The 12,612-nt window shown below is 63.9% G+C and carries 15 protein-coding genes and 1 pseudogene; 8 read left to right on the top strand and 8 right to left on the bottom strand.

What is annotated here, in order from left to right; all coding sequences use genetic code 11:
- Positions 1–18 precede the first annotated feature (18 nt).
- Positions 19–309, bottom strand: a complete 291-nt coding sequence (locus PQR42_RS03095) for an EF-hand domain-containing protein (RefSeq protein WP_408208797.1) — start codon at positions 307–309, stop codon at positions 19–21.
- Positions 310–710: 401 nt separating this feature from the next.
- On the opposite strand from PQR42_RS03095, the gene PQR42_RS03090 reads away from it, so the two are divergent.
- Positions 711–1,046, top strand: a complete 336-nt coding sequence (locus PQR42_RS03090) for a hypothetical protein (RefSeq protein WP_408387605.1) — start codon at positions 711–713, stop codon at positions 1,044–1,046.
- On the opposite strand, the gene PQR42_RS03085 is transcribed toward PQR42_RS03090, so the two are convergent.
- Positions 1,027–1,317, bottom strand: a complete 291-nt coding sequence (locus tag PQR42_RS03085) for a hypothetical protein (protein WP_408387604.1) — start codon at positions 1,315–1,317, stop codon at positions 1,027–1,029. The two genes, PQR42_RS03090 and PQR42_RS03085, sit on opposite strands and share 20 nt — an antisense overlap.
- 104 nt (positions 1,318–1,421) lie before the next feature.
- On the opposite strand from PQR42_RS03085, the gene PQR42_RS03080 reads away from it, so the two are divergent.
- Positions 1,422–1,667 carry a hypothetical protein gene (locus PQR42_RS03080; protein ID WP_408208791.1) on the top strand — a complete coding sequence of 82 codons (246 nt, stop codon included), beginning with the start codon at positions 1,422–1,424 and terminating at the stop codon, positions 1,665–1,667.
- A gap of 48 nt (positions 1,668–1,715) precedes the next feature.
- Here the strand turns inward: PQR42_RS03080 and PQR42_RS03075 are convergent, their stop codons facing one another.
- Positions 1,716–2,966 carry an arsenic transporter gene (locus PQR42_RS03075; protein ID WP_408387603.1) on the bottom strand — a complete coding sequence of 417 codons (1,251 nt, stop codon included), beginning with the start codon at positions 2,964–2,966 and terminating at the stop codon, positions 1,716–1,718.
- Positions 2,967–3,099: 133 nt separating this feature from the next.
- On the bottom strand, positions 3,100–4,125 hold the full coding sequence (locus PQR42_RS03070; protein ID WP_408387602.1) for a GGDEF domain-containing protein: 1,026 nt from the start codon (positions 4,123–4,125) through the stop codon (positions 3,100–3,102).
- A 207-nt stretch (positions 4,126–4,332) separates the two neighbouring features.
- Here PQR42_RS03070 and PQR42_RS03065 point away from each other — a divergent pair, with 207 nt between their 5' ends.
- The 3 genes from PQR42_RS03065 to PQR42_RS03055 all read left to right on the top strand — a co-directional run bounded on the left by PQR42_RS03065 (position 4,333) and on the right by PQR42_RS03055 (position 6,175).
- Positions 4,333–4,887, top strand: a complete 555-nt coding sequence (locus tag PQR42_RS03065; RefSeq protein WP_408387601.1) for a cytochrome b — start codon at positions 4,333–4,335, stop codon at positions 4,885–4,887.
- An 88-nt stretch (positions 4,888–4,975) separates the two neighbouring features.
- A complete protein-coding gene (locus tag PQR42_RS03060) occupies positions 4,976–5,551 on the top strand; it encodes a YceI family protein (protein ID WP_408387600.1) in 576 nt (191 codons plus the stop codon).
- Between the two features lie 45 nt (positions 5,552–5,596).
- Positions 5,597–6,175, top strand: a complete 579-nt coding sequence (locus tag PQR42_RS03055; RefSeq protein ID WP_106304667.1) for a YceI family protein — start codon at positions 5,597–5,599, stop codon at positions 6,173–6,175.
- A 105-nt stretch (positions 6,176–6,280) separates the two neighbouring features.
- On the opposite strand, the gene PQR42_RS03050 is transcribed toward PQR42_RS03055, so the two are convergent.
- Positions 6,281–6,490: a hypothetical protein gene (locus PQR42_RS03050; RefSeq protein WP_408493556.1), complete on the bottom strand. Its 210-nt coding sequence runs from the start codon at positions 6,488–6,490 to the stop codon at positions 6,281–6,283.
- 4 nt (positions 6,491–6,494) lie between these two features.
- Here PQR42_RS03050 and PQR42_RS03045 point away from each other — a divergent pair.
- Positions 6,495–6,755 (top strand): annotated as a pseudogene (locus tag PQR42_RS03045) (hypothetical protein); the annotation flags it as partial.
- Between the two features lie 212 nt (positions 6,756–6,967).
- Positions 6,968–8,059 carry an SDR family oxidoreductase gene (locus PQR42_RS03040; protein ID WP_408387599.1) on the top strand — a complete coding sequence of 364 codons (1,092 nt, stop codon included), beginning with the start codon at positions 6,968–6,970 and terminating at the stop codon, positions 8,057–8,059.
- A gap of 25 nt (positions 8,060–8,084) precedes the next feature.
- On the opposite strand, the gene PQR42_RS03035 is transcribed toward PQR42_RS03040, so the two are convergent.
- On the bottom strand, positions 8,085–8,951 hold the full coding sequence (locus tag PQR42_RS03035) for an SDR family NAD(P)-dependent oxidoreductase (protein WP_408387598.1): 867 nt from the start codon (positions 8,949–8,951) through the stop codon (positions 8,085–8,087).
- Between the two features lie 333 nt (positions 8,952–9,284).
- On the opposite strand from PQR42_RS03035, the gene dinB reads away from it, so the two are divergent.
- A complete protein-coding gene (gene dinB, locus PQR42_RS03030) occupies positions 9,285–10,451 on the top strand; it encodes a DNA polymerase IV (protein WP_408387597.1) in 1,167 nt (388 codons plus the stop codon).
- Here dinB and PQR42_RS03025 read toward each other — a convergent pair.
- Both PQR42_RS03025 and PQR42_RS03020 read right to left on the bottom strand, forming a co-directional pair.
- Positions 10,418–11,875, bottom strand: coding sequence for a heavy metal sensor histidine kinase (locus PQR42_RS03025; RefSeq protein ID WP_408387596.1), 1,458 nt, complete (start codon positions 11,873–11,875; stop codon positions 10,418–10,420). The two genes, dinB and PQR42_RS03025, sit on opposite strands and share 34 nt — an antisense overlap.
- The gene (locus PQR42_RS03020) at positions 11,872–12,558 is read right to left on the bottom strand and encodes a heavy metal response regulator transcription factor (RefSeq protein ID WP_007176723.1); all 687 of its coding nucleotides are present in this window, start codon (positions 12,556–12,558) and stop codon (positions 11,872–11,874) included. The genes PQR42_RS03025 and PQR42_RS03020 overlap by 4 nt, the downstream gene beginning before the upstream one ends.
- Between the last annotated feature and the right edge of the window lie 54 nt (positions 12,559–12,612).

Here is a 12,612-nt window from a genome sequence, read left to right as displayed (position 1 = left end):
CGCCGACGCCCGCGCGGGTCAGTGCGCTGCCCCGCGTTCCTGCATGAATGCCTCGATCTGCGCCAGGGTGATGTAGCCCGTCTTCTGCGTATCGATCTCGTCGAAGTGCTTGGCGACCATCGGCATGCCCGCGGCGGCCTGGTCCTTGGTGAGCTTGCCGTCGTGCGTGGTATTGGCATTCGCAAAGCGCGATTGCAACTGCTGCACCATGCGCTCCATGCGCTGCGGGTTGCCGCCTTGAGGCGCGGCTTGAGCGAACGTGACGGTGGATGCGCAGCACAGCAACACGATAGCGATCAACTTCTTCATGACTGACTCCTTCGATTGAGCCACCGAGCGTCGCTTGCCGTTTGCCGCGATCCGTTTCGATGACAGGCCGAATTCTTGGGGAAGCGTCGCCCGAAGGCAACGTCAGAATCATGTCGACTTATGTCATGGCTTTTAAGGCATCGCGATGAGCCACCGCGTGTGCCGCCACCGCAAATGCAGCATGCGCTCCATACACCCGCACTCATGCCGAAGCCCCGCCGCGGCGTGACATGGAATGAAATGAGTTTGCGATGCCGTTTTCACGGCGCTTTGCGTATCTTTCGTCTGCCGGCGCCATCAGCGCCTCGTCGCGACGGCTGAACTCTCACGTCACCCGAGCCGGCCGGCCCGCCTCTTCACCCGAAGACGCATCGCACCGCTCAACGCATCAGGAGTACCAATTGACTATCCGTCTCGTCTGCGCCTCAACTGTCACCGCCATCGGCCTCGCCTGTTCTTCGACCGCGTTCGCCCGCGTGGTCGTCTATCTGCCCGCCGCCGTGGTCTACGCACCGCCGCCGCGCCCGGTCTACTACTCGGTGCCGGTCAATCCCGTGTATGTGGTGGCGCCCCCGCCGGTTCCCCTTCCCGTGGCCGTTCCGGTCGCGGCCACCGTGACGGCGCCGAGGCCCGTTCCCCTGTACACCACCGTCGTCGTACCGGCGCCGACCAACTACGCGATCGTGCCCGCCCCGGCCGTGACCTACGCCCAGCCCGTCATGATGATGCCGCGTTAGGTGCGCTCAGCGTTTTATCAGCCGATGTGCTGATTACAACAAAACGCCGTTGAACCAGCATAGGACATGCCGTTGGCGAGAACGCCTGGTGAATTCCCGTTGTCAGGAAGAATGTCCGGCGGCGTTTTGCGGAGCGCGAGTTCGTGTTGCAAAACTCCGAACAGACCCTTGGAATAAAGCGGTAGGTTTCGCGGTTATAGAGGGAGGCCAAACGCGGCGCGATTGCGTTCCAGCGGGTGCGAAATATCGCTTGCTGAATGTCGTTTGTCACGTGGCGCATGTCCATTCGTGGCACATGTCCGTCCAACCATCGGACTCGCGAGCGGCTTCCCGGACAGGTGTCGGGCCGGCCACCACCCTTTGGGGAAACATCAGATGAACTACCAGGAACTCGACAAGGAGATCGCCCACCTCGAACGGGTATTCGGGATGATCTCCACCAACGATCGCATTCCCCTGTCCTATTGGCACGATCGCCTGCGAAATTTGCCCAGGCCGACGTTGATGCCGACACAGCGCGCGCGCATCGCGCGGCTCGAGGAGACGTTGCGCTCACTGAGGGAAGCGAACGAAGCGTCGTTCACCGACGCGCCGCTGCGTCCCATCGGTACGCGGTGGTAACGCGGCGACCCGGAACCCGCCGCCGCCCTCGAAGCTGGATTCACGCCTTCAGCCGGTCAGAATCCGTGCGCCGAGCGCCAGCACGAGCGCCGGCAGCATCACCAGCGCGCCCACCTTCAGAAACTTCATGAAGCTCACGTCCTCGCCCTCACGGCGAATCGCGTTGAGCCAAAGAATCGTTGCGAGTGAACCGGTGATGGACAGGTTCGGACCAAGGTCGACGCCGATCAGCAGCGCGTCGATCACACGCTCCGGACTGTGCGCCTGCATCACGGTCGAACTGGCGATCAGACCCGCCGGCAGGTTGTTCATCAGATTGCTGCCGATCGCGATGACGGTGCCCGCCCAGCCCGCCGTGGCCAGTTCGTGCTGTTGCGCGGCGTGCCGCGTGAGTTGGGCCGCCGCCGTGATCACGCCGGTGTGATCCAGCATTTCGACGAGCACGAACAGCGCGGCGACCAGCGGCAGCACGCTCCACGAGATTTCGCGGATCATCGGCAGCGGCGATTTGCGCTCCAGAATCAGCACGACCAGCGCGGTCAGCGCGCCGAGTATCGCGGTCGGCATGCCGAGCGGAATATCGAACGCGGAGACCGTCAGCAGCACGACGGCCGTGACCGCGATGCCCGCGAGCGCCACGCGGCCGCTCGACGACAACTCGACCGGTTCGAGATTCGCCTCGCACGCGCCAGCGAGCGCGTCGCGCTGGGTCCAGCGCAACATCACGTAGGTCGCGACGATCGACAGCAGCGACGGCAGCGTGAAGCGCATCAGCCAGGCGCCGAGTGCGGGCGTGTGATTGCCGTACAGCACGATGTTGGCCGGATTCGAGATCGGCAGCACGAAGCTCGCCGCATTGGCGATGAACGCGCAGACGAACAGCAAGGGCAGCGGATGCGTCTTCGCCTTTTTGGCGGCGGCGAACACGGCCGGCGTGAGGACGACGGCGGTGGCGTCGTTCGAAAGAAACGCGGTGATCACCACGCCGACCAGGTAGACGAGCAGGAAGAGTTTGCGCGGCGAACCCTGGGCATGGTTGACCGCGAGCACGGCGACCCAGTCGAACAGGCCTTCACGGCGCCCCACTTCCGACAGCAGCATCATGCCGAAGAGGAACAGATAGACGTCGGTGCCTTTGCCGATCGCCTCGAGCGCCAGATGGACCGGCAACAGCCCGAGCGAGACCAGCAGCAGCGCGCCGGCCACGGCCCACACGGCTTCGGGCCATTTGAACGGCCGCGTGATGACGCCCGCCGTGGCGGCGGCGGCGATACCCCAAGACAGAAAAACGGAATTCACGAAGTGAGCCCTGGATGATTGATGACGCGCGAGCGCGATGCCCGGCATGGCCGGACGGGCGCGCCGATGATGCGGCGGCCGCAGGCGCTGTTATAGCAAGTTGCGCGCCCGTGGTTGTGCCGTTGCGCGTGCTTCATCCCACGCGGTTCACCGCCGCAATGCAATCGCGGCCGTTGTCCTTCGCGTGGTAGAGCTGCGTATCGACCAGATTGACGAAGGCCACCGGATCGGCCGCCTCGACCGGAATCGTGGTGCCGACGCCGAAGCTGGCGGTCACCGTCTGCCGGAACGGCGAGCGCTCATGCGCGATCTCTTCGGTCGCAATGCGGTCGCGGCAACGCTCGGCCACCTGGCGGGCGGCGTCGGCGCCGGTGTTCGGCAGGATCAGCACGAACTCTTCCCCGCCGAAGCGGCCGACAAAGTCGCCCGGCCGCACCGCGCTGCTCAACACGCCGGCGACCCGCTTCAGGCACTCGTCGCCCTGCACGTGTCCGTAGTAGTCGTTGTAGGACTTGAAGAAGTCGATATCGACCATGATCAACGAGAGCGGCGCCGCATGACGCAAAGCCGCGCTCCATTCGCGCTGCAGGCCGGCGTCGAACGCGCGGCGATTGCCGACGCCCGTCAGGCCGTCCTTGAAGGAGAGCGCCTCGAGTTCCCGTTGCAGCGCGGCCAGCTTCTCCTCGGTCTTCTTGCGCTCGCTGATATCGAACATGAAGCCGACCAGCGACTCCACATCGCCGCGCGCGTCGCGCACCACATGCACCACGTCGCGCAGCCACACGTATTCGCCGCGGCTCGTCAACGCGCGATAGTCCGCCTCGTGATCGGTGCCCGCCTTCGACTGCGCGACACAGAATTCGACCACCTTCTCGCGGTCGTCCGGATGCATGCGCGCGGCCCAGTCCTGCACGGTTTTCCAGCTCGAGGGCGCCCAGCCCAGCAGGGCTTCGATCTGCGGGCCGATATAGGCGAACTCCATGGTCGCCCAATCGATCTTCCACGGAATCGCTTTCGTCGATTCGAGCAACGTCCGGTAGACAGCCGCGTCGTGCTCCATGTAGCCTTCCACCCCGGCTGCGGCAGGTGCCACGGGTGCCATCTCGTGCCGCAGAAAATCCGCGCCTAGCGCGATATTGTTGTTTTCAATCCTGTTCATCGGTCTCAACTCTCCTGGCGGTTCAGCCGGCAAATTAACACAGCGGACGACTCCCGGCCCTTTACGGCCGCCTCACCGTTTTATTCCAGCGACATTAGCGTCACGGATACAACAATCTGTTCCTTTCTCCCCGGCTATTCAGTTTTCATTGGCATCCCTACCATTCGCACTCACCTGCAATACCCGATAACCCAAGAACGTCAAAGTATGAATTCCAGTCCTGTCCGTTCAGACCGCTACCACGGCGCCGCCATAGCCTTGCACTGGCTGATCGCGGCGTTGATCATCTGCGGCTTCTATATCGGCTGGATCATGACCGATATCCCCGGTTTCACGCCCACCAAGCTGAAGTATTTCTCCTGGCACAAGTGGATCGGCGTGACCGTGTTCGTGCTTGCCGTGGCCCGCGTGCTGTGGCGCGCCACCCACCGCGCACCGGCGCTCGACAGCGCCACGCCCACATGGCAGAAGGCCGCCGCCCATCTGGTGCACGGCGTGCTGTACGTGCTGATGCTGGCGATTCCGCTGTCCGGCTACTTCTATAGTTCCGCCGCTGGAATCCAGGTCGTGTATCTCGGCATCGTGCCGCTGCCTACTTTCATCGGCCCGGATCAGGCGCTCAAGGCAAGCCTGCGCACTGTCCACGTGCTGCTCAATTACACGTTGCTTGCACTGGTTGCGATGCATGTGGCGGCGGCGCTCAAGCATCAATTCGTCGACCGCGACGGATTGCTGGCTCGAATGATTCCGTTCCTCAAGTAACGGCAGGCGATTAGCTACGGCTTGTTGGCAATCTAATTCCCAGTGGTGCGCAATCAACGCACGCGGGTTCGATAGGATGCGTACCACCATGAAATCAAACTTTTATCACTCCGTTCAACGCGTAACGTTCGCCGGCATCACGGCTTTGTCGCTGTTCGGCGCGAACCTCGCGCATGCCGATGTCGACACGAGCAGGAGCAGCGTGATCGCCACCACGAAACAGATGAACGTGCCCGTCGACGGCAAGTTCAAAAAGTTCTCGGCGCAACTGAATTTCGATCCGGCCAAGCCGACTGCCGGCAGCGCCAATGTATCGATCGACACCGGCAGCTACGACCTCGGCGCCGACGACTACAACAAGCAGGCCCAAGGCAAGGAATGGTTCGACAGCGCCACCTTCCCGGCCGCGACCTTCGTCTCCAGCGCGATCGCGCCGGCGGGCGGCAACCAGTACAAGATCACCGGCAAGCTCACCATCAAGGGCAAGTCGCAAACCGTCGTGGTGCCGGTCACCATTGCCAGCCAGGGCGCCACGCAAACCTTCGACGGCGCGTTGCCGATCAAGCGCTCGCAATTCGACGTCGGCACCGGCGAATGGAAAGACACATCGGTGGTCGCCGATGAAGTCGTCATCAAATTTCACATTGTCGCTTCGAAGAAATAACTCGACACGAAGCGTCGCAACACTTTCTGAAACCTGGAGAACACCTTGAAGAAACAACTTTTGCTCGCCGCGGGCGCGCTGGCCGCTGCATTGTCGTTCAACGCCATGGCAGCCGATACGTATCAGCTCGATCCGACGCACACCTATCCGAGCTTCGAAACCGATCACTTCGGCGGCCTGTCGATCTGGCGCGGCAAGTTCAAGAAGAGCAGCGGTACCGTAGTGCTGGATCGCGCCGCTAAGACCGGCACGGTCGACGTGACGATCGACATGAGCTCGGTGGATATCGGCAACGACAAGCTCGACGCGGAACTGGTCACGGACAAGTTCTTCGACGCCGCGAAGTATCCGACCGCCACCTACAAGGGCACGCAGATCCGCTTCGACGGCGACAAGCCGGTGGAAGTGATCGGCACGCTGACCATGCACGGCATCACCAAGCCGGTCAATCTGAAGATCGAATCGTTCAAGTGCATCATGAACCCGATGCTCAAGCGTGAAGTGTGCGGCACGGAATCGACCGCGACGTTCAATCGCGACGACTTCGGCGTCGACTTCGGCAAGACTTACGGCTTCAAGATGCAGACCACGCTGCACATTCAGGCCGAAGGTATCAAGCAGTAAGCGCCTGACTGTCAAGCTTGCGCTAAGCGGTTGCGGCAACCGGTCCCTCGACCATCACGTTGCCGCAACCCGCTCCCTACTCTCCACGTCAGTCCGTTTCTGCGCTCAGCCGCTCACCAGCGAGCGGAACGTGTCCACGCTTTCCGTGTAAGTCCCCGTCTGCCCATTCGATGTCACCGTGATACCGACCGTCGACGCGTCTTTCGGCGTGATGGTCTCGACGGTATCGCTCGTCGACAGCTGGATCACACCGGCCTGCACGTTGCCGCCGCTGATCGTGACCGGTGTCGGCGTCGCGACGTTGAAGGCGATCACCGCGTCAGCCACGGTCACGCTGCCGCGCGTGATGCCCTATCTCGGCATTGGTTACGGCCATAAGCCGGTCTCGAAGGGCTTCGGGATGACGTTCGATCTCGGCGTGGCGTACGGCCGCCCGCGCACCAGCTACAACGTGCCGGCGATCTATTCGATGTTCACGCCGCAATCGAACATCGACGAGCAGGAGCGCAAGATCAGCAACGAGGTGGAACGCTACAAGCTCTATCCGGTGCTGCAGATCGGGGTGAGCTATCGCTTCTGAGCACTTTCCCGGGTGACGGCGTCGAAACCCTTTGTCCTGTTCCGCCGACGCAAGCCATGGGCCTAAGGTCCAATACCGCGAGCTGCCGACGTGAAATACCCTCAGGCGGAGATTGGCAAATCTCGACAGAACGGCCCCCGCCCCTAGCCCCTACCCATCGCCAAAGGGCGGGGCAGCCGGCGTCCACGGACAGGACCGACAGGGAGACCCGCATGCTTCGCCCTTCCGAATTCCTGACGCGATCGGGCCGCCATGCCTGTCCGAATCCGCAGGCCGAGGCGGCCGTGGTCGTCATCACCGGCTCGTCTTCCGGCATCGGACGCAGCACGGCCAACCTGTTTGCCCAGTATGGCTGGCGGGTCGGACTGATTGCTCGCGGACGGGCCGGCCTGCAGGCCACGTTCGACGATGTCAGCCGCCACGGCGCGATAGCCGCCATGGAAGAGGCCGATGTGGCCGACCTCGGCGCACTGGAAGCGGCCGCCGCGCGCATCGAGCGGACGCTGGGTCCCATCGACGCATGGATCAACTGCGCGGGCAACGGCACCTACGGGCGCTTCCTGGATACCCCGGCCGACGAATTCCAGCGCGTCACCGAAGTCACCTACATGGGTACGGTCAACGGTACCCGCGTCGCGCTACGGCGATTCGTGCCGCGCGATCGCGGCTCGATCGTCAACGTCTGTTCCGCGGTCGCGTTTCACGGCATGCCGCTGCTATCCGCTTACAGCGGTGCGAAACACGCGGTTCGCGGCTTCGGCCAGTCGGTCCGCGCGGAACTGGCCCAGGATGGCAGCCATGTGCGCCTGACCAGCGTGTTCCCGCCCGCGGTGAACACGCCGTTTTTCGATCACGCGATCTCTCACATGAAGCAACTGGGGCGGCCGATGTCGCCGGTCTACCAGCCGGAGGTCGTCGCCGAGGCCATCCGCCTCGCGCTGATCAGCGGACGCGCGGAAATGCCGGTGACTTCCACGGCCATCCTGTTTTCGATCAGTGCCCGACTGATGCCGGGGCTTGTCACGAGAGCCATACGCAAGCTCGGCTACGGCGGGCAATTGACAGATCAGGCGACGCTGCGAGAGCGGCATGTGCCCACCTTGTTCACCGCCTCCGAGACCGCCTCGCCGGCGCACGGCGCCTTCGACGCCCTGGCGCGTTCCGGCAGCATGCACATTCGCATCCTGGGTCTGCTCGCACGCTGGCGGGAGCCAGGCCGCTTGACGCCGCAGCCGGCAAGGCAGCCTCCGCACGGACTTCCGGAAACGGATGAAACGCCCGTTCAGGAGCACGCGCTGGATTGAGCGGCGCGCGCCTTCTGCTCAGCCGTCAACGCAGTGTTTCCACGACAGTGCTGCGTGCCACCAATGTCCTCGACGCGGCTTCGACCCGATCCACCAGCGCCAGGTCCAACGCTCGCCGGTTCGGACGAACCACGGCGCGGTCTTTCACATAGACGCCGCTGACCGCCTCCCAGTCCGGCGCCAGGGCAACCTGCAACGGCGTATCGGCGCCTTGTTGCGCGGTTCGCAGGAACGGCCCCATGAGATGCCACGCGAGCCCGATTGCGCCGTGTTCGCGAATCAGACCGGTCGCCACCATTCCCGGATGAACGACGTTCGCCACCACGCCGCTGCCACGCAGCCGTTGCGCTCGCACGAAAGTCGACATCATCATCGCCAGTTTGGAGCGGCCGTAGGCGCGCACCATACCCCAATGCCGCACGAGTTCGAGATTGTCGGGATCGATGCGCGCCCGGTCCGAGGTCGACGAACCCACGTTCACGATCCGCGAAGGACGGCCCGCCCGCAGCGCGCCTTCGAGGGCATCGGTGAGAACGAGTGGTGCGAGATGATTGAGCGCCAGCACGATGTCGTGGCCTTCCGCCGTGGTCGTGCGTCGCGCGGCGAACATCCCGGCGTTATTGACGAGCACGGCTAGCCTCGGGTGCGCGACCGCGATCTGCTCGCCGAGATGTCGTGCCGCGCGCAACGAACTCAGATCGGCGAGCCTCAGCTCCGTGCTCGCGGCGGGCGCGTGCTGCCTGATCCAGTCGGTAAGCGCGTGCCCTTTCTCAGCGTCCCGGCACACCAGCACCACATGATGATCGGCCTGCGCGAGGCCGAGCGCGATCCAGCGGCCGATCCCGCCGGTCGCGCCCGTCACGACCGATACCCGCTGCTCAGGCCGAATCATGGAATGCCGCCCCCCTTGCTGATTGCGTCCGTTAAAGAACGGCTTGCACCTTCGACATCATAGGGGTTTGAGTGCGCAAAAGCAGCCTCGGGCGGGCCTGGCGGCAGCCGTCAGAACCGCTTCCTGATGCCGATCATCGCCGCCGTCGTATTGGCACCCGGCGCGACAGGCTGCCGGATGGGTATCGTGCCCGTTGCAATAGGCCGCGGCGAGTTTCAGGCCGAAGTTGACATACCCACAAAGTGCTGAGCGGTCCTTGCCCGCACGGAGCAAGGTACTATTACGGTCTGGCCGTCGCTGTCATCAATTTGTGTCATCCGTTTCCGCCCTTCCATGAGTTCTGCAAGCCGCCGTATCGCGCACCTCGACATGGACGCGTTCTACGCGTCCGTCGAGCTTTTGCGCTATCCGGAACTGCGTGGCCAGGCGGTGGTAATCGGCGGCGGCCGTAACGGCGTGCCGCAAACACTCGAAGACGGCACCCGCCGCTTTGCGAAGCTGCGCGACTACGCGGGCCGCGGCGTGGTGACCACCTCCACTTACGAAGCCCGCGCGCTCGGCGTGTTCTCGGCCATGGGCATGATGAAGGCCGCCGTGCTCGCGCCGGACGCGATCCTGCTGCCTACCGACTTCGACTCCTATCGCCACTTTTCGCGCCTGTTCAAGGCGGCGGTCGCCACCTTCACCGACCGCATCGAAGACCGCGGCATCGATGAAATCTATATCGATCTGACCGAGCTGCCAGGCGAGCCGCGCGAGATCGCCGCGCGCATCAAACAGGCGGTCAATCAGGCCACCGGCCTCACCTGCTCGATTTGCGTGGCGCCGAACAAGCTGCTCGCCAAGATCGGCTCCGAACTCGACAAACCCGACGGCCTCACCATCCTCACGCCCGCTGACATACCCTTGCGCGTCTGGCCGCTGCCGGTGCGCAAGGTCAACGGCATCGGACCGAAGGCCGCGGAGAAGCTGACCGCGCTCGGTCTCGCCACCGTCGGCGATCTGGCGGCGGCGGACGCGGGGCTCTTGCAGGACCACTTCGGGCGCAGCTACTCGGCGTGGCTCATGCAGGTCGCGCAAGGTCACGACGAGCGACCGGTGGTGGTCGAATCGGAGCCCAAGTCGATGAGCCGCGAGACGACCTTCGAGCGCGATCTGCACCCGCGTCACGACCGGCCCACGCTATCGAGTTCGTTTACGGGCTTGTGCGTGCGCGTGGCGGAAGATCTTGTGCGCAAGGGCTACGTGGGGCGCACCGTGGGCATCAAATTGCGTTACGACGATTTCCGCACGGTCACGCGCGATCTGACGCTGGACGTGCCGACCGCCGACGCCGCCGAAATCCGGCGCGCGGCGACCGAATGCCTGCGCAGAGTGGAATTGAACCGCAAGCTGCGGCTCCTCGGCGTGCGCGTCAGCGCGTTGACGCCGGCCAACGCGCTGCCGACGCCGCGGCGTCTGCCGGTTCAGGCCGACTTGCCCTTCACCAGCGACGAATAACCGGTTCCGTCAGCCGCCGCACTCGCGTTCGAGCGCAACGCCGACACGTTGGCTTCCATCGGTGAGACCGCCGCGACCGAGAATGCAAAGGTGTTGATGCCGTGCGCGCTTTGCGCGGACACGGTGCCGCGATGCATCTCCGCGATCGCTTTCACGATCGCGAGACCCAGTCCGTGGTTTTCGCGGCTGTTCGTGCGCGAGACCTCGGCGCGATAGAAGCGGTCGAACAGATGTTCGAGCACATCAGGCGCAATCGGCTCGCCGGGATTGGCCACCGCGACGCGCACCTGATCCTGGTCGCTCACGATCGTCACGCTGATCTCGGCGTCCGGCTCGCAATGCTGGATGGCGTTCATCAACAGATTCGTGCAGGCGCGGCCGAACAGCGAGCGGTTCACCCGCGCCATGGCGTCGCCGCGCAATTGCGCATGCACCCGCGCTTCTTCGAGCGGGATCTCCAGAAACTCCAGCGTATGCGCGACTTCAGCGGCCAGCGACACGTCGATGAGGCCCGTCGCGCGTTCGCCCTGATCGGCGCGGGCGAGGAACAGCATGTCGTTGATGATCGCCCGCATGCGTTCGAATTCCTCGAGATTCGATTGCAACGTATGGCGCAGATCGTCGACTGAGCGATTGCGTGTCAATGCCACTTCCGTCTGGCCGATCAGAATCGTCACCGGCGTGCGCAGTTCATGAGCCACGTCCGCATTGAACGATTCGAGGCGGCCATACGCGCCGTCGAGCCGCTCCAACGCACCGTTGAAGGAGTTGGCCAGGTCGTTCAGTTCGAGCGGCAGCGAGGCCGTATTCAGACGCTGCGAGCGGTTGTTCGGGCTCACGGCGGAAGCGTCGCGCGTGAGGCGCGTGAGCGGCGCGAGGCCGAGCCGCGTGACCGAATAGCTGAGCAGCAGCACGCCGAGACTGCCCAACGCCGACAGCGCGGCGAGCGCCAAGCCGAACACGCGCATGGTGCGCACATTGGGTGAATAGCTTGCGGCCACCTGCAATTGCACCGCCGGGCGCGCGCCGTAAGCCGGGATTGTCGCCGTCGAGGTCAGCATGTCCTGGCCGCCGCCGGCCGGCGTCACGCGCGCATAGCCGCCCGCCCAGCTCGTGACCACCGAACCGTCGACCGGCGTGCCGTAGTGGAAATACGGATCGGTGCTCGATACCGCATACACGGTGCTGCCGTCGTGCGGCGTCATGTCGGTGAGCTTTTCGCGCGCCATGCGCCACTTTTCCGGCGTCACGGCGTGATAGACGATGATGCGCGCGATCTGCGTGCGGTCGTCGAGCGACTCGCGCAGATGGTGTTCGAGCTGCGTGCGCAGCACCAGAAAGAGCCCCGTGCCGACCAGCGTGAACACGAACAGCGCGACGAACGCGAACATCAACGCGAGGCGCCGGGCAATCGAGCGGTTCATGACTGCTCCGCCTCTTCGCGCACTTCGAGCACGTAGCCCATGCCGCGCACGGTATGCAGCAGTTTGGAGGGGAACGGGCCGTCGAGCTTGGCGCGCAATCGTTTGATCGCGGTCTCGACCACGTTCGTATGGCTATCGAAATTCACGTCCCAGACGAGTTCGGTAATCGCCGTCTTCGACAGAATGTCGCCTTGCCGGCGCGCCAGCACGCTGAGCAACTGGAATTCCTTGGCGGTGAGGTCGAGCCGCACGCCGTCGCGGGTCGCGCGCCGGCCGATCAGATCGACGAATAGATCGCCGACGGAAATCAGCGTCGACTCCTGTGAACGCGTGCGGCGCGCCAGCGCGTGCAGCCGTTCGACCAGTTCGAGGAACGAAAAGGGTTTGGTGAGGTAATCGTCCGCGCCTTCGCGCAGGCCACGCACACGGTCGTTCACATGATCGCGCGCGGTGAGCATGATGACCGGCGTGGACTTGCGCATGCGCAATGCCTTCAGCACGCTGAAGCCGTCGCGTTTGGGCAGCATCACGTCGAGGACGATCACGTCGTAATCGAATTCGGTGGCCAGATGCATGCCTTCCTCGCCGTCGAGCGCGACGTCGACGACCCAGCCCTGCTCTGTCAAACCGGAGCGCAGGTAATCCACCACCTTGTGCTCGTCTTCAACAATCAGCAATTTCATGCGCGTCCCCTTGTATGTGCATTATACGAAACGCCTTGCAATCTTCTTGCGCAC

Origin of the sequence: Paraburkholderia sediminicola, from assembly GCF_046027355.1 — a bacterium.
Classification (GTDB): Bacteria; Pseudomonadota; Gammaproteobacteria; order Burkholderiales; family Burkholderiaceae; genus Paraburkholderia; species Paraburkholderia sediminicola_B.
The sequence above is the reverse complement of the archived record's forward strand: the minus strand, read 5'-3'. Positions and strand labels throughout refer to the sequence as shown.

Bases quoted from the DNA above. Each gene is read 5' to 3' on its own strand.
- PQR42_RS03095 (WP_408208797.1), bottom strand. From the start codon at position 309: ATGAAGAAGTTGATCGCTATCGTGTTGCTGTGCTGCGCATCCACCGTC.
- PQR42_RS03080 (WP_408208791.1), top strand. From the start codon at position 1,422: ATGAACTACCAGGAACTCGACAAGGAGATCGCCCACCTCGAACGGGTA.
- PQR42_RS03070 (WP_408387602.1), bottom strand. From the start codon at position 4,125: ATGAACAGGATTGAAAACAACAATATCGCGCTAGGCGCGGATTTTCTG.
- PQR42_RS03065 (WP_408387601.1), top strand. From the start codon at position 4,333: ATGAATTCCAGTCCTGTCCGTTCAGACCGCTACCACGGCGCCGCCATA.
- PQR42_RS03060 (WP_408387600.1), top strand. From the start codon at position 4,976: ATGAAATCAAACTTTTATCACTCCGTTCAACGCGTAACGTTCGCCGGC.
- PQR42_RS03040 (WP_408387599.1), top strand. From the start codon at position 6,968: ATGCTTCGCCCTTCCGAATTCCTGACGCGATCGGGCCGCCATGCCTGT.
- PQR42_RS03035 (WP_408387598.1), bottom strand. From the start codon at position 8,951: ATGATTCGGCCTGAGCAGCGGGTATCGGTCGTGACGGGCGCGACCGGC.
- dinB (WP_408387597.1), top strand. From the start codon at position 9,285: ATGAGTTCTGCAAGCCGCCGTATCGCGCACCTCGACATGGACGCGTTC.
- PQR42_RS03025 (WP_408387596.1), bottom strand. From the start codon at position 11,875: ATGAACCGCTCGATTGCCCGGCGCCTCGCGTTGATGTTCGCGTTCGTC.
- PQR42_RS03020 (WP_007176723.1), bottom strand. From the start codon at position 12,558: ATGAAATTGCTGATTGTTGAAGACGAGCACAAGGTGGTGGATTACCTG.